The sequence below is a fragment of the Glutamicibacter sp. BW80 genome (genome assembly GCF_002332385.1).
Lineage (GTDB): Bacteria > Actinomycetota > Actinomycetes > Actinomycetales > Micrococcaceae > Glutamicibacter.
In genome coordinates this window covers 138,481-154,239 of sequence record NZ_NRGV01000030.1, presented here as the reverse complement: position 1 = coordinate 154,239, position 15,759 = coordinate 138,481, and the positions used below count along the sequence as shown (strand labels likewise).

The 15,759-nt window shown below is 59.0% G+C and carries 15 protein-coding genes; 8 read left to right on the top strand and 7 right to left on the bottom strand.

The genetic code is table 11. The features are described 5' to 3' along the window. Window positions 1-190: 190 nt before the first annotated feature. Window positions 191-700 (bottom strand): Lrp/AsnC family transcriptional regulator, encoded by a 510-nt coding sequence (locus CIK76_RS07355; RefSeq protein ID WP_176484123.1) that lies wholly within the window; start codon window positions 698-700, stop codon window positions 191-193. A 239-nt stretch (window positions 701-939) separates the two neighbouring features. Between CIK76_RS07355 and CIK76_RS07350 the strand changes: the two genes are divergently transcribed. The 4 genes from CIK76_RS07350 (at window position 940) to CIK76_RS07335 (ending at window position 4,682) form a co-directional block, all read left to right on the top strand. Continuing rightward, window positions 940-1,812, top strand: coding sequence for an SDR family NAD(P)-dependent oxidoreductase (locus tag CIK76_RS07350; protein ID WP_217990356.1), 873 nt, complete (start codon window positions 940-942; stop codon window positions 1,810-1,812). A gap of 159 nt (window positions 1,813-1,971) precedes the next feature. Next, the gene (locus tag CIK76_RS07345; RefSeq protein WP_096284941.1) at window positions 1,972-2,871 is read left to right on the top strand and encodes a VOC family protein; all 900 of its coding nucleotides are present in this window, start codon (window positions 1,972-1,974) and stop codon (window positions 2,869-2,871) included. A 124-nt stretch (window positions 2,872-2,995) separates the two neighbouring features. Next, entirely contained in the window at window positions 2,996-3,964 is a 969-nt protein-coding gene (locus CIK76_RS07340) for a DUF1731 domain-containing protein (RefSeq protein ID WP_096284939.1), read from the top strand. A gap of 52 nt (window positions 3,965-4,016) precedes the next feature. Then, entirely contained in the window at window positions 4,017-4,682 is a 666-nt protein-coding gene (locus CIK76_RS07335; RefSeq protein WP_096284937.1) for a pentapeptide repeat-containing protein, read from the top strand. Here CIK76_RS07335 and CIK76_RS07330 read toward each other — a convergent pair. Continuing rightward, on the bottom strand, window positions 4,672-5,619 hold the full coding sequence (locus CIK76_RS07330) for a LysR family transcriptional regulator (protein WP_096285297.1): 948 nt from the start codon (window positions 5,617-5,619) through the stop codon (window positions 4,672-4,674). The genes CIK76_RS07335 and CIK76_RS07330 overlap by 11 nt on opposite strands. Before the next feature lie 78 nt (window positions 5,620-5,697). On the opposite strand from CIK76_RS07330, the gene CIK76_RS07325 reads away from it, so the two are divergent. Further along, window positions 5,698-7,437, top strand: a complete 1,740-nt coding sequence (locus CIK76_RS07325) for an FAD-binding protein (protein WP_096285295.1) — start codon at window positions 5,698-5,700, stop codon at window positions 7,435-7,437. 139 nt (window positions 7,438-7,576) lie between these two features. Here the strand turns inward: CIK76_RS07325 and CIK76_RS07320 are convergent, their stop codons facing one another. Both CIK76_RS07320 and CIK76_RS07315 read right to left on the bottom strand, forming a co-directional pair. Beyond that, window positions 7,577-9,259 (bottom strand): ATP-binding cassette domain-containing protein, encoded by a 1,683-nt coding sequence (locus CIK76_RS07320; protein ID WP_096284935.1) that lies wholly within the window; start codon window positions 9,257-9,259, stop codon window positions 7,577-7,579. Between the two features lie 83 nt (window positions 9,260-9,342). Next, window positions 9,343-10,194: a 3-hydroxyacyl-CoA dehydrogenase gene (locus CIK76_RS07315; protein ID WP_096284933.1), complete on the bottom strand. Its 852-nt coding sequence runs from the start codon at window positions 10,192-10,194 to the stop codon at window positions 9,343-9,345. Window positions 10,195-10,423: 229 nt separating this feature from the next. Between CIK76_RS07315 and CIK76_RS07310 the strand changes: the two genes are divergently transcribed. The 3 genes from CIK76_RS07310 (at window position 10,424) to CIK76_RS07300 (ending at window position 13,931) form a co-directional block, all read left to right on the top strand. Next, on the top strand, window positions 10,424-13,006 hold the full coding sequence (locus CIK76_RS07310) for an esterase-like activity of phytase family protein (protein WP_096284931.1): 2,583 nt from the start codon (window positions 10,424-10,426) through the stop codon (window positions 13,004-13,006). 171 nt (window positions 13,007-13,177) lie between these two features. Next, window positions 13,178-13,642, top strand: a complete 465-nt coding sequence (locus CIK76_RS07305; RefSeq protein WP_096284929.1) for a hypothetical protein — start codon at window positions 13,178-13,180, stop codon at window positions 13,640-13,642. Next, a complete protein-coding gene (locus CIK76_RS07300; protein WP_096284927.1) occupies window positions 13,626-13,931 on the top strand; it encodes a transcriptional regulator in 306 nt (101 codons plus the stop codon). Before CIK76_RS07305 ends, CIK76_RS07300 begins: the two co-directional genes overlap by 17 nt. Window positions 13,932-14,286: 355 nt before the next feature. On the opposite strand, the gene CIK76_RS07295 is transcribed toward CIK76_RS07300, so the two are convergent. The 3 genes from CIK76_RS07295 to CIK76_RS19590 all read right to left on the bottom strand — a co-directional run bounded on the left by CIK76_RS07295 (window position 14,287) and on the right by CIK76_RS19590 (window position 15,755). Continuing rightward, window positions 14,287-14,643 (bottom strand): hypothetical protein, encoded by a 357-nt coding sequence (locus tag CIK76_RS07295; RefSeq protein ID WP_096284925.1) that lies wholly within the window; start codon window positions 14,641-14,643, stop codon window positions 14,287-14,289. A gap of 339 nt (window positions 14,644-14,982) precedes the next feature. Further along, window positions 14,983-15,237: a hypothetical protein gene (locus tag CIK76_RS19595; protein ID WP_217990355.1), complete on the bottom strand. Its 255-nt coding sequence runs from the start codon at window positions 15,235-15,237 to the stop codon at window positions 14,983-14,985. Further along, a complete protein-coding gene (locus CIK76_RS19590) occupies window positions 15,234-15,755 on the bottom strand; it encodes an NAD(P)-binding domain-containing protein (protein WP_255248386.1) in 522 nt (173 codons plus the stop codon). The genes CIK76_RS19595 and CIK76_RS19590 overlap by 4 nt, the downstream gene beginning before the upstream one ends. Window positions 15,756-15,759 lie beyond the last annotated feature (4 nt).

The following is a 15,759-nucleotide window of genomic DNA, read 5'->3' as shown; positions in this document are numbered from 1 at the left end:
TTCCGGTGGTGTACGGTTTGCCCAAAAATTTGAGTCGCACTCAAGATGTCGACATTCCCTGGGCAACTATGGCCCAAAGGGAGGTGAAGCGAGTCACAACAAAAAACTGTAGGTGGTGGCAATCACAGGGCGCAATCGATGCGCAAACGGCTAGGCACGCTGCATACCGTTTGGACTGCGGCGGCGAAGATCACTGGTCGATCTGTATAGTCTTTTCCTCTGGCGGAGAATTTTTTGCGTAGGACTTAACGAGCGGCAAGGTCCTGCCCTGGAAGTGTTCGCGCAAGGCCAAGGAGGAGGAGGTGCGCGCGACTCCGGGGACTTGGTTGATCCGATCGAAGATCGCTTGGAGGTCCACCGCGTTGCGGGCGACTATGCGCAACTGCAAGTCCGAGGTTCCGGTCACCGTATACATGTCTACGATCTCCGGGATCGAATTGGCCAGGGCCGTAGCCACCGGCTCGTGGCCGTATTTCTGAATAATCTCCACCGAGCAAAACGCGACCAGCTGGTAGTCGAAGCCAGCTGGCTGAACTTGCGGGATGATGGCCCGGATTACTCCGCCTTCGTGCAGGCGGGCAAGGCGGCTGGTTACCGTGCCCCTGGCCACGCCGAGGCGACGGGCGCATTCCATGACCGGAAGCATGGGGAACTCGGTGAGAAGCTCGATGAGGTCGGCGTCGAGACGGTCAATACGCACTGCTTAGGTCCTCTGCTGGGTGCAAACATCGGAATGGCTGCCAGAAAAGTTGCGTCTAAGGGCGATATTTCTGATCACCCTTCAAGGGTAGCGCGAAGATCCGTGGCCGAATATTCCCGGCGGGCAGCTGCCCTTGGGGCAAGGGGTGTCGGAGTGGGGCCAGCTAGCCCGATGTAATGCGGCTCACGTTGTAGGCTAAGGGTGACTTGGCCTTTATCGGCCTATCTGGGAGAGGGAAAATGATGAGTACAAGCACGCCACTGAAATCCGTTGCGGGACTGACCGTCTTGATTACCGGGGCGGCGCAAGGCATGGGAGCGATCTTCGCACGAACGGCCTGCCTTGAAGGTGCGCGGCGAGTGATTCTATGGGATATCTCCAGCCAGATGCTTTCTGCCGTCTCCCAGGAGTTGGAGCAACTGGAATCCGGAAGCATCATTGATACCCAGGTAGTCGATTTGCGCAGTCAAGCGGCGATCGTTGCTGCGGCAGATCAGTCGCTGGCCGCGGGCGCGGTGGACGTGCTGGTGAACAACGCCGGGGTCGTCACCGGCACTTCGTTTGCCAGTCATCGTGCGGAACAGATCAATGACATCATGGCGGTCAATGCACTGGCGCCAATGTATCTCACCCATGCGCTCCTGGGGCAAATGGGTCTAGGCGGCAGTCCTGCACGCATTCTCACGATCGCCTCAGCAGCCGCCTTGGTTTCAAATCCGAATATGAGCGTGTATGCCGCTTCCAAGGCAGCTGCCATGAGCTGGAGCGATTCGCTGCGTCTGGAACTGGAACGGGAAACCGATTCCGATATCAAGGTCACCACATTCTGTCCCACCTACGTTTCAACCGGAATGTTCGCCGGGGCGAAAAGCATGCTGTTCACCCCAGTCATGGATCCCGAGTACGTGACGGGCAAAGCATGGGCCGCGATGCTGCGCGGAACGCCACTGGTGCTTCTGCCCTGGACGAGCAAGTTCGGCCAACTGCTGCGCGGAGTCCTTCCGCGCAGTGCATGGGACCTGGTGGCCGATAGGGTGCTGAAGATCTATGGCTCCATGGATGATTTCACCGGACGGGAGAAGCAAACGCCTGTCAATGAGCCGGTTTCCTAGTCCGGTTTGCCGTTGGCACAGAATTCACCATCTGAATGTTTACCTCTTCGCCTACCCGGAGTAGCGTAAGCGTGGTAACCCGGAATGTGACCTCAGGCGGCTCAAGGATTTCTTGGTGGTCACTGCTACGGGATTTCCGATCACCAGGAGCGACTCGCCATGCAAAAGTTCATCCCGAATCTCTGGTTCGCTGGTAACGCCGAAGAAGCAGGACAGTACTACGCAGGTGTATTCCCAAACACCTCCACATTTGTAGAATCCCGGTACCCCACCGAAGGGCTGCTCGACTTTCAAGAACCACTAGCTGGTGCTCCGCTGACGATCACCGTGGAGCTGAATGGAACGCACCTGACCCTGATCAACGCGGGAAATGACTTCACCCCAAACCCTTCGATCTCATTCATAGTCAGCTTTGACCCGGCTAATTATTCTGGAGATGCCGATGCGGCGCGCGCGGCGCTCGATCAAACCTGGGATCAGCTTGTCGACGGCGGCAGCGTCCTGATGGGATTGGATACCTACCCCTTCAGCGCCCGCTACGGCTGGGTACAGGACCGCTATGGCATCAGCTGGCAGCTCATGCAGTCAGACGCCGGGCAAAGCGAATCATTTGTTGTCCCCTCGCTGATGTTCGGCGGGGCCGCGCAGAACCTGGCGGTGCCTGCGGTGGATTTCTACGTTGAACTGTTTGAGAACTCGCAGGTAGGCAGTCGATTCCCCTACCCGGAACCAACCGAGGTGACCGTCCCCGGAGCGGTGATGTTCAGCGATTTCACACTGAACGGGCAATGCTTCGCGGCCATGGATTCCGCCGTCGCGCAACCATTCAGTTTCAGTCCGGGAATCTCCATTGAAGTCCAGTGCGAAGATCAGGCTGAGATCGACAGATTGTGGGAGGCGCTATCCGCAGTTCCGGAGGCCGAGCAGTGCGGCTGGCTGCAGGACAAGTTCGGCGTGAGCTGGCAGGTGGTTCCGAAGAACATGGGCGATCTGATGGCTCGACCCGGGGCCTTCGAAAAGATGCTGAATATGAAGAAACTGGTGATCGAGGACTTCTAGGCACTGGGTTCGGGCCGAGCCCATGCTGGTTGCTGCCGAACACGAATTGCGGACGGTGCCAACACCAGCGATATCCTGACACTGGGCTTCGGTCCAAGCCAAACTTGATGGATGGAGAACACGGGTGGCAAAACGTCGGGCGGTAATCGCCGGAGCCTCCGGATTCATCGGGGAGCGACTGCTACATGAGCTCTCGGCTCACGGGTACGAGCTGAGCATCATCGGACGCGGTGGGCCCATCAGCTGGGCGGACCAGGCTGCGGTCGACGAGTCCGTCGATGGCGCGCAGCTACTGGTCAACCTGGCGGGAAAGAACGTGGGCTGCCGATACAGCGATGCGGCGCGCAGCGAAATTCTCAGGTCCCGGGTTGCGACGACACGGATTTTGCATAGGGCGGTAGCTTCGGCCCAGCATCCGCCCAAGCTGTGGCTGAATGCCTCGACCGCGACCATCTACCGCCATGCGATGGACCGGCCGAACACCGAAAGCACCGGAGAAATCGGTGAAGGGTTCTCCGTAGATGTCGCACGCAACTGGGAACGTGAATTCTTCGCGGGTGAGCTCTCAGCCACCCGCCGGGTGGCGCTGCGCATGGCGATTGTGCTCGGCGATGGACCGGCGAGCCAGAAACTTCTTGGGCTTGCCAGATGGGGCGTCGGCGGGCCGCAGATTGATGGGTGGTGGCCAGTGCACCGAAGGTACCGCGGGATCGGGCCGGACCCCACGGGGCCGGAGAAAAGCGGTTTCCATCCGACGCGGGGCCAACAGCGGTTCAGTTGGATTCACATTGATGATGTCATGGGCGCGATCTGGCATCTGATTGAACATCCAGAAATCCGCGGACCGGTGAACTTAAGCGCTCCGTACCCGGTGACGAACGCCGAACTCATGTCGAGCCTGCGACGCGTCGCCGGGCGCAGGTTCGGACTACCGGCGTATCGTTGGATGTTGGAACCAGCGATGTTCGTGCTCCGGGTTGAACCGGAAATGCTGTTGAAGTCTCGGTGGGTACTACCCGAGACGCTTGAACGCTCCGGCTACGAATTCACGTGGCCCGAACTGCATCCCGCGCTGGCTGACGTCGCAAAATAAACACCGGTGATCCCCGGTGCAAGTTTTTTGCAGAATTGAAAGGAAGCTAGGCATGGCTCGTCTCAAAACAAACGGCATGGCTCCGCGCATACGAGAATTCCGGCTTCCGGAACTGGAAGCCGGAACCGTCGAGGACCTGCTCGGCGGAGGGTATGTCGAGGTGCTTCATTTCACCGGCTATGACCGGAAGCTGCTTGACCTGACCGACGCTCGCCTGGAAGATTGCCTGTTTTCTGAACTGAATATCGGTGAACTCTCCATGCGCAACGCGCGCTATATACAATGCGAGTTCAAGCAGCTCAGCGCGCCAATCGTGGAGGGTGCCGGGGCGACCTTGAATGACGTGCGGATGATCCACAGCCGCTTCGGCTCGGCCGATCTCTCGGATTCCTCGACTGACTCGGTGGTGTTTGACCATTGCAAATTCGGTTGGGTCAATCTTCGCTCCGCGCAGCTGCGGGACGTGCTCTTCCGGGATTGCACCTTTGATGAAATTGATTTGCAGCAGGCCAAGGCGCAACGCGTGAGCTTTGAAAATTGTCGTACCGGGGTGCTGAGCGTGGAGCGTGCAACTCTCAGCTCGGTTGATCTGACCGGGTTGGAAATCTCGCAAGTCCAAGGCATCGAAGGATTGCGCGGTGCCACGATCAGCGAGCAGCAGTTGAGTTCCCTGTCGCATGAGTTCGCCGCATATCTTGGTCTGCGAATCAAGGACTAAGTTCGCTGGCAGACAGCAGGCTTGTGATTCGAGGCTGGCGTTCGGCCAGTGACCGAGCCGTGCTTAGAATGATTTCCTGCATGGCGGCTGCGGCACGAGTCAATGAAACATCTCGGCGATGCGCCAGACCGATGGTCCGCGTCAATTGTGGATCTTTCAGCGCTGTGGCGCTGAGCCCGGGGCGATCAACCAGCACGGTCGCCGGGACAACCGCAACCCCCAATCCGACTTCGACGAAGCGCAAGACAGCGTCCATCTCGGCGCCTTCTAGGATTACGTTGGGGGCCAGGCCCTGTGCACGGTAGGCGTTCATCGTACTTGCACGCAGGTCGTAGCTTTGCGAAAAAACTATTTGAGGAAGCCTCGACAGGGCCTTGAGATCTAGGAATTCCTTGGCCCCGAGACGTGGTTTAGCCGTTGAATCGATGACGACAAGTTCTTCGGATAGCAGCGGGAGACTGGCCAGACTTCTCTCCGCTGCAGAATGCTCCGAGGTAACAACGAGGGCGAGATCCAGCAGCCCGCCAGCTAGCTCATCCAACAGATCCTTCGACCCGGCTTCGCTCAGGTGAAGCTCAATGCCGGGGAATCGGCGGTGAAAGACATCGAGCACTTCGGCAACCAGCGAGACGCACAGGGTTGGGGGCGCGCCTAGCCGAACCCGACCCTTCCGCAAGCCTGCCAGCTCTGCCATTTCGGTGCGCACATTCTCTTCATCGGCGAGCATGCGGCGTGCCAGCGGCAGCAACGCTTCACCGGCGGCAGTCAGCGTGATGTTGCCCCGCGCGCGGTGAAATAGCTGGGAGCCCAGATCTTGTTCGAGGGTGGAAATCTGACGGCTCAACGACGGTTGCGTCAGATGCGGATCCTCGGCAGCTCTTGTGAAGTGCCCCACCCTGGCGATCGTCGCGAAACCCCGCAGCTGCTCTAGATTCATATCCCATAGCATACGGCTATCGAAACCATGAAGATAATTCATTGGACGTATGTTTCTTAGAGGCAGATGCTTGATGTCATGAACACTTACAGCAGCAAAGAACAGCAGATTTCAACCACCGTCCTAGTTATCGGGACCGGCGGTTCGGGACTCCGGGCCGCTATCGAACTCGCCGAACTCGGCGTAGATGTCCTGGCCGTGGGAAAGCGTCCGCGTCACGATGCGCACACTTCTTTGGCGGCCGGTGGAATCAACGCGGCCCTTGGCACCATGGATGAAGAAGACAGCTGGCAGCAACACGCTGCAGACACCATCAGGGAAAGCTATTTCCTCGCCGATCCGCGCACCGTGCAGACCGTGGCCCAGGGCGCGCAACGCGGAATCGAGGATCTCGAACGGTACGGAATGAATTTTGCCCGGGAACACGATGGCCGCATTTCACAGCGCTTCTTCGGAGCGCACAAGTTCCGCCGCACCGCATTTGCAGGGGACTACACCGGACTGGAAATCCAGCGCACGCTGATTCGACGTGCCGAGCAACTGGATATTCCGATACTTGACACGGTGTATATCACACGACTGCTCGTCAAGGACAATCAAATCTTCGGCGCCTACGGCTTCGACGTGAACAACGGAACCCGATACCTGATCCATGCCGACTCGGTCATCCTCGCCGCCGGCGGGCACAACCGCATCTGGCGGCGCAGCTCGTCGCGACGTGACGAAAACACTGGAGATTCGTTCCGCTTGGCCGTCGAGGCCGGTGCCCGCCTGCGAGATCCGGAACTCGTGCAATTTCACCCCTCGGGGATTATCGAACCCGAATCGGCTGCAGGAACCCTGATCTCCGAAGCCGCCCGCGGGGAGGGTGGAATCCTGCGCAACCAGCTCGGTGAACGCTTCATGAAAAACTACGATGCGGAACGCATGGAGCTTTCTACCCGCGACCGAGTGGCGCTCGCGGCCTATACCGAGATCCGCGAAGGGCGCGGAACGGAAAAGGGCGGGGTGTGGCTCGATGTTTCGCACCTGCCGCGCCAGCTGATCATGGAGCGGCTGCCAAGGGTGTACCAGACGATGCTCGAAGAACAGATGCTGGACATTACTCGCGAACCCATCGAGATCGCACCGACCGCACACTATTCGATGGGCGGGGTCTGGGTGGACCCTTACGATCATTCAACCGAAGTCACCGGACTCTATGCGATCGGTGAGGCCTCAAGCGGGCTGCACGGTGCCAACCGCTTAGGTGGCAACTCGCTGATCGAGCTCTTGGTTTTCGGGCGAATCGTCGGACAGGCGGCCGCCACGTATGCCAGGGGGCTGGAATCCCAGCCTCGATCCGCAGAAGCCATCGCCGAAGCACGACGCGACATCGAGGACCTCTTGGCCGCAGATGGCGTGGAGAACGTACGTGCGTTGCAGCGCGCCATCCGCGATGTGATGACCGCGCACGCAGGAGTGGTGCGAGACGAGCAAGGATTGCTTGCCGGCCTGGCGAAACTCGACAAGATCGAACAGCGCATGGCAAACATCGGAATTCATCCCGACATCGCAGGGTTCCAAGACCTATCCCATGCCTTTGACTTGAAATCCTCGGCGCTGGCCGCCCGGGCAACCCTGGAGGCCGCCTTGGAACGCCGCGAAACCAGGGGCTGCCACAACCGCAGCGACTTCCCAGCCATGGATCCCGGCTTGCAGGTGAATCTGGTTTGGTCGCCGAAGACCGGGATCACCCGAGAATCCATCGTGGAAGTGCCAGCAGAAATAGCGGAATTGATCCAAGAGGTCTCCGCCGCAGGCAAGCTCGTCGAATAATTTTCACGATCAGGCAGGCGACCGTCAGACGCCAACTATGCCGCATCTTCGATGCATGGAGGAATTCTCGGCGCGAAAGTCCCGCGCGAGGAACTGGCTGTGCAAGGCAGTTCTTCACGCGGGACTATCTGCAGTGCGCCTAGCGCTCCCGCTGCACGCGCTTCTCGTCCCACACGGGAGTATCGGACTCGTAGACCTTGCCGTCTGAGCCAAAGACCAGGAAGCGGTCAAACGACTTTGCGAACCAGCGGTCGTGAGTCACCGCGAGCACGGTGCCTTCAAAGGAATCGATCGCATGCTCGAGCGCTTCGCCGGAATGCAGGTCGAGGTTATCCGTCGGCTCATCAAGCAACAGCAGGGTCGCTCCGGATAGCTGCAGGAGCAGGATCTGGAAACGGGCTTGTTGGCCCCCGGAGAGCGACTCGAACTTCTGCTCAGATTGGCCAGCCAGACCGTAGCCGTCCAATGCGCCTGCGGCAGCCTCACGGGCAAGCCCCGAACGGTGCTCGTCACCGCGGTGCAGAATCTCCAGCAAGGTGCGGCCGAATAGGTCGGGGCGGGTGTGGGTCTGGGCAAAGTAGCCAGGGCGAATCCGAGCGCCGAGCTTTACCGTTCCCTCATGAGGAACTTCGGCGAGCTTCACATCTGAAACCGGCTCGTGCTCCCGTTCGGGATCGGTGCCGCCGGCAGCCAGCAGCCGCAGGAAGTGGGATTTGCCCGAGCCGTTGGAACCGAGCACGCCAACACGGTCACCAAACCAGATCTCATTGCTGAAGGGCTTCATCAGCCCGGTGAGTTCGAGCTTTTCGGCTACGACCGCGCGCTTGGCGGTGCGTCCACCCTTCAGTCGCATCTTCACGTTTTGCTCTAGCGGAATCGCCTGCGGCGGGCCGGCCTCCAGGAACTTATCCAACCGTGTCTGTGCCGCGTGATACCGGTTAGCCATATCCGAACGGAACGCCGCCTTGGTCTTGTACATGATGACCAATTCCTTGAGCTTGGAATGCTCTTCATCCCAGCGCTTGCGCAGTTCCTCGAAGCGTTCGTTGCGTTCCTTGCGGGCCTGTACGTAGGAGCCGAACGAACCACCGTGGATCCACGCGGTGGCTCCACCATGGCCGGGCTCCAGCGTGACGATGCGCGTGGCCGCGTTGTTGAGCAACTCGCGGTCGTGGCTGATGAATAGCACCGTCTTGGGGGAGCGCTCCATCATCGCTTCAAGCCAGCGCTTACCCGGTACGTCTAGATAGTTATCCGGCTCATCCAAGAGCAGCAGCTCATCGTTGCCTTCGAAAAGCGCCTCCAACACGAGGCGCTTTTGCTCGCCGCCGGACAAGGTGCGCGCTTGGCGGTCTTGGGCACGATCAAAGGGAATGCCCAGCGCTGCCATGCAGACCTTGTCCCAAGTGGTTTCCAGCTCGTAGCCTCCGGCGTCACCCCACTCGATAATCGCTTCGGCGTAGCGCATGTGGACCTTTTCGTCCTCGCTGACCAGCATCTTCGCTTCGCACGCTGCGACCTTGGCGGCGGCAGCAACGACGGCCGGAGCCGCGGTGGAAAGCAAAAGATCCTTCACCGTCGATTCGTCGCGAACCTGTCCCACGAACTGGCGCATGATGCCCATCGAGCCCGAGCGGTTTATCGCGCCCTCGTCGGCTTTGAGATCACCGGAGATGATCTTGATCAAGGTGGTTTTGCCCGTGCCGTTCGGCCCGATTAAAGCGGTTTTGGAGCCGGCGGTAACTTTGAAGGAGACTCCGCCGAGCAACTGGGTGCCGTCGGAAAGGAAGTATTGGATGTCGGAAACGTCGATATGTGCCACCAGCCCATCCTAACCGCGATTGCTATCCCGGCTGCTATGAGGAACTTGCGCATGCCGGTCTATGGCGTGTGCCCGAGGAATACCTAGTCGTACTTGTAGAAGCCTTCACCCGTGGCAGTACCGAGTTTTCCGTGTTCGATGTAGTTGTTTTTGAGCAGTTCTGCGAATTTCTGGCTGGTTTCATCTCCGGAACGTGAAATGTTGTACGCGGTGTTCAGCCCGACGATGTCGTAAATTTCAAAGGGACCCTTGGGAGCTCCGGTGCCCAGTTTCCATGTCTGGTCAATGGTTGCTGCGTCCGCGACGCCATTTACCAGTAGATGGCTCGCAGACTGCAGAAAAGGTACGAGCAACGAGTTGAGCACGTATCCCGGCTGTTCCTTCAGCACCCGAATTGGAACCATCCCAGTGCGTTCGGCGAAGTTCACCACTGCTTCGTAGGCTTCGGCGCTGGTTGACTCGGTGCCCATGACTTCGCCGGTATTGTTTTGCCAAACTCGGTTGGCGTAGTGCAACGCAAGGAAGCGATCGGGCCGGCCGGTGAACCCTGCAATAGCTGAAGGAAGCAACGTCGAGGAGTTAGTGGCGAAGACGGTGCGTTCTGGGGCTGTTTGCGCAAGGTTCCGGTAGGTATCCTGCTTGATTTCCAGGCTTTCTGGTACCGCTTCGATCACCAGGTCCGCATCCTCGACAGCCTCGGCTAAGTCACTGCTCAACCGGATGGAATCGCGTGCTGCTTGAGCTTTCGTGTTGTCGCCGGCGTCAAAGTACTCCGCGTAAACCGGGACTAATTTATCCAGCCTGGCGGCGGCGGCTTCGAGGGCAGCATCATCGATGTCGTAGCCGACCACGGGTAGTCCGTGGTAGGCGGTTTGGAAGATGATCTGGGAGCCAAGTACGCCGGTACCTAAGACTGTGGTGTTGTTCAGGATCATGAGCTCGTCCGTTCTTAATTTCCTTGTGAATTGAATAAGCCGCGCAGGTGCACCGAGATGCCTGCACCCACATTCACTCACATTTAGTTGNNNCAACTAAATGTGAGTGAATGAACTAGCTACAACTTGTTCAACTCCCGTTGCCCGGAATTCACCTCGCGGCCGGATTGATTTGCCAATCTTAAGAGGGAATTTATGGGAAATATCAAGCTTGATGGGGATAGGGAACGTGAACCGAGTTGCAAAGAAATCTGCAGGCATTCTCGCCGCAGCCATAGTGGTGGGCGCAGTAGGCGTTGCGCCATTGACTACGGCGGGGGTCGCAACCGCCGAAACCGGGAGCTACTTTGAACGCACCGCGACCTACCCGGTGTATCAGAACGACCCAGACGGGGCCGCAGCCGAAACTGCCTCCGAAATCTCGACCGTTTCCGAAGACGGCAAAACCCTGATCTACTCTGACGCGCTCGCCCGCCAGGTGGGATTCGTGGATATCAGCGACCCCGCCGCACCGAAGGGTTTGGGAACGCTCCCGCTGCACCAGCTCGGTAGCCCAGAAGACGAGCCAACTAGCGTTGCCGCCTATGGAGAGTACGTTTTTGTCGTAGTCAACACCTCGGAAAGCTACTCGAACCCTTCGGGGCGTGTTGACGTTGTGCGCATCGCTGACCGTACGCTGGTCCACAGCATCGAATTGACCGGACAGCCGGACTCTATCGCGATCTCTGAAGACGGCGCCTACGCGGCGATCGCCATCGAAAACGAACGTGACGAGGACGCCGGAGATGGCGGTCTGCCGCAGGCGCCCGCCGGTGCTATCGAGATCCTGGATCTCGTGGGCGAAAACCCCGAAGCCTGGAGCGTTCGCGAGGTACCGCTGACCGCGGGGCCGCGCGAAGCCCCGATTGCGCTTCCGATGCTTAACGACGCCGGATTCGACACCCCACAGGATCCGGAGCCCGAGTACGTCACCATCAATGCCAAAAACCAACTGGCGGTAACCCTCCAAGAAAACAACGGCGTAGTCCTCATCGACCTGCCCAGCGGCGACATTACCGACGCCTTCAGCGCGGGCAGCGTTGACCTGGAAAACATAGACATCGAAAAAGACGGGAAACTGGATCCCACCGGCTCGCTGAAAGACGTTCCGCGCGAACCGGACGCGATCGGCTGGATCCAAGATCGCTACCTCGCCACCGCCAACGAGGGGGACTGGAAAGGTGGCAGCCGAGGCTTCACCATCTTCGATTCCGAAACCGGCGAAGTTGCTTGGGATGCAGGAAACACCTTCGAGCGGTTGGCGCTCTCCCAGGGGCTGTTCCCGGAGAAGCGCGCAGGCAAGAAGGGCGTGGAACCCGAGGGGTTGGCGATCGACAACTTCAACGGTGTCGACTACGCCTTCGTTGCCTCGGAACGCGGCAATTTCGTCGCGGTGTACGAACTGAGCGATCCAACCAATCCGGAATATGTGCAGACCCTGCCGACCACCAACGGCCCGGAAGGCATCCTTCCGATTCCAGGCCGGGACTTGTTGGCCGTGGCCTCGGAAACCGATGAGGCAGACAAGGGCGTGCGATCGTCGATTACGCTATTCTCCTTCGGTGCAACCGAAGCGCAATTCCCGGCGTTGGCATCCAGCATCGAGAACCTGGTGCCGTTCGGTGCCTTGAGCGGGTTGAGTGAGAACCCGGAAGAGTTGGAGAAGCTTTACGCGGTCAGTGACAGCGCTTATGAGCCACGCATTTACTCCATCGACACCGCGCAGAAGCCCGCGCTGGTCGAGAGCTCCATGGCGGTGACCAAGGACGGTGCCCCTGCCGAATTTGATCTTGAAGGCATCGCGGCCCGTGCCGAGGGAGGGTTCTGGGCTGCGCATGAAGGTCAGGAAGGCGCAGAAAATGCGCTGGTGCGCATTGATGAAGCCGGGGCCGTCATCGAGGAAGTGTCGCTGCCTGCGGAAGTTGTCGCAGAGCTCGGCGGACAGGGACTCGAAGGTGTCAGCGTGCGCGGTGAAGGCGCAGAAGAAGAGGTGATCTTCACCCTGCAGCGCGAAGTGCCAGGCGAAGACTTCGTCCGCATCGGCAAGTATGTTCCGGACTCTGCCGAATTCACCTGGTATGGCTACCAGCTTGAGCCAGCCGGTGACGATGGATCGTGGAATGGGCTTTCGGAAATCACCGAGCTTCCGGACGGATCGTTCGCCGTTATCGAGCGCGACAAACGCAACGGTGAGAATGCTGAGCTCAAGGCCCTGTATAAGTTTGAACTTCCAGAAGGTGTGGCCGGTGAGGTCACCATGCTGGAAAAGGAACTGGCAGTAGACGTGCTTCCGGTGCTTGAAGCGACCAATGGCTGGACCCAGGAGAAGCTCGAAGGCCTGGCCGTCGCCGGCAGCGGTGATGTGTATATCGTCACCGACAACGATGCGGTGGATGATGCCAGCGGTGAAACGGTGTTCGCTAATTTGGGTGCGGCCGAAGAGGTCTTTGGGTTAAACGAGCGCCCTGTTGAGTCGCAGACTCCGGATGAGACCGATACACCGGACGAGTCGGCAGCACCGGAGGCTTCGCCCACGGCCGAGCCTTCCCAACGCCCAGAGGTGAATGAAACCCCGAGCGAAGAAACTACGGAGCCCAAGCAGGAGCAAAGTTCGGAACCGACCAAAGAACCCTCCGAGGAGGAGCCCGAACAGCGTAAAATCGATAGGCTCGCCGACACCGGGGCAAACAGTCTTTGGCTGATTCCGGTCGGCTTGGTTGCCGCAGGCTTAGGGCTCGCAGCCGCAATCAAGAACTCGCGTGCTCGTCGATAGTCATTGAAAAACTAGCAGTTGGCATTGCAAGGCATCGAGTCTGCTTGGAGATCCATCCGAGCAGGCTCGAAATCCTGTTGAAGGCAGCTCGGCCAGGTTGGCGAAGCGCGGAGAAACCTTGACTTTCCACCATGGAAAGTCAAGACTTTCCTTAACGGAAAGTAGGGTGTGATGGACAGTGAAAAGCATGTGGCGGGCGGCTATGAGCCGCGCGAAGCACTCGCGGAAATAGAAGATGCTTCGGAGGCGATGGTTGGTGCCACGGAGGCGCCGCGTAAAATCATGTATGCCGTGCTGGCCTTCGTGGCAACGGTCTGTACATTGGCGAATTACGTGTCATGGCCGGCCTTCTTTGCGCTGTTTTTGCTGATCATTCCCCTGGGTTTCTGGTATTTTCTGTTGATGCGCAAGCGGCCCAAGGCGCGTCCGGTTCTCAGGCATTCAGGCCGCTACATGGGCTATGTTCTTCTGTTTATGTTGACCTTGCAGGTTGCTAACTTCTGGGAACCTGGGTCCTGGGGTGAGGCGGGCCTGAAATGGCTGGCGCTATTTGGTGTTCTTTGTTTGTGCATGACCGGTATGCGCACGGCAACGATCAAGAATCGGCTCAAGGACGCGAATGAGCGCGGTGTCTGATCACGGGGAGTTCAATGAACTGATTCATGCCCCAATCCGTCTGCGCATCTGCGCCAGCTTGGCTCCACTCAAATATGCCGAGTTTGCTCAACTGCGTGATTCGTTGGGAATTGCCGATTCGGTGTTGAGCAAGCATTTGAAGCAGCTTTCCGAGGCCGAATTTATCGACGTGGAAAAATTCTCCAAGGGTGGGAGAAGCCATGTGCGGCTAATGCTCACTCCCAACGGACGGCAGGCTTATGTCCGTCATGTCGCGGCGCTTCGTTCTCTTACTGAAGGTAGCTATTAGTCTTCGGGCGCCCGCGTAGCCAGGCTGTCGGCTTGGGGCCCGGAGGTGAGGTGGCATCACGCTATTGCTTCACGAATGGGAAGCTTGCCACGTTTTCTCATCTTGCCTCAGGCGAGCCGAGCCGTAAAGCGTTTTGGCTCCGCTCGGGATTAGGCATTCTGAAAGCTGATTCGGCCGTTGGCTAGAGACCTTGAGGTTTGGGATTTGCCGTGATTAGAATACTGGCGATTTTCTAGATAGCGGCACGCAGCTGTCTGCAGCGCCGCTATTCGCTTTGCCCCGTGCACGCGAAAACCGTGGCTCCGAAAATTTCAGAACCACGGTTTTAGACGCTGGCTAGCTTGAATGCGAGAGATTAGTGAGCGGCGCTCTTCTTAGTGCTGGAAACAACGACGGCGATAATCGCGGCAACGACCGCGCCGACCAGCAGCAGCTTGCCGCTCTTGCAGGACTTTTTTGGCGCGCCCAGCTTCTGCTGCGCGGTCTTCACTGCGTTCTCAACGGATGAACGGGTGCGCTGTGCGGCCTTCGAATTGCCACTGACGCTTTCGATCAGGCTGGCGCCCGCGTTGCCGATAGCTTCACCGTTCACTCCGTAGATTGCGTTATTCCACGTCTCGCGAAGATCCTTCGGGATTTCTGCCTTGGCTGACTTAGCCAATTTGTTCAGCGATTTCTCGACTTCTTTGAAAGTCTTGGCAGTCTTTGACATTTTTACCCTACTCTCGTTGAGGATCCCGTGGTTTGTTACTTTTTGGTAACTCGGGCCACTCAATCTACCCTAGCCAGCCCGAAGATAACTCTCAATAGTGGAGGGTTTAGCTCATTGCGAACTCACAGCGTACGCGAGGCTGATCTTGAGATGCCCAGGGCAGGCCGTGTACGCAGCATACCCGGGCGTCGACGCTAGTTTGCTGCACCCGGCGCCCACTCCCAGGCAGTGTCAGAGGGGATTCTGCGACCGGTACCCGTTGCTGGAAGGTTTCCCCGGGGCCATGTGTTCCGGACGGCTCGGCGTCCTCTCCTGCCCTCGGCTTGTGGGCTGGCGGGGCTAGAGGTGGGCGGCGCGATTGATTGCGACGGTTTCCTCGCGTGACGGCATGGTATTCATTGAGACGAAATGCTCCATCAGCCGGTCGCGCGTTTCCGGCGCCTTGTCTTTCTCCGCGGCGGCGAGAGCTTGGCCGAGGCCCTCTAGCCCTAGTTCGGTACAGTAAGCCGGGGTTCCGGGCTGCAGTCTCCAGGATTCTGCAAGGACACCGGCGTCGTATGCGTCGAAGCCGCTGTCGTCCACGAGCTGCATCACCGTTGCGCGAGCCTTTTCGGAGTCGCCTGCGACCGGGAGTCGCCTGCGACCGGGAGTGCCAGCCGGTCGGGGCTGCCGGCAGGTCGTCCCATGGTCCGCTGGGTTTCGGCCAGGGCGGCGTTCCACGCTTTCACTACCGGGCGCCCTAGCTGCTCTTGGCTCCACAGGCTCTCGACCTGGCCGTCAACGACGGCTGCGATGTGCCCATTCATGCCGGGGTAGTAGTTCGAGGCGTCCACGACCACAGTGTTCTCCTGCGCAGCCGCAATCAAGTTCTTGAGCACGGGCTGAACGCCGAACGGAACCGCCAGAATGACGACGTCCCTATCCTGCGTCGCGGCCTCCAGCTCGACCGGCTGTGCGCCCGTAGCCGTCGCCTTCGCCGGGATGCTCGTTGGACCGCTTGCAGTTGCGATGAGCACGTCGTGTCCGGCTTCGCTGAGTTGGCGGGCGAGGTTACTGCCAATTGCTCCGGCGCCAATGATGGAAATCTTCACGGGTGTCCCTCTTTCATTCATTTCG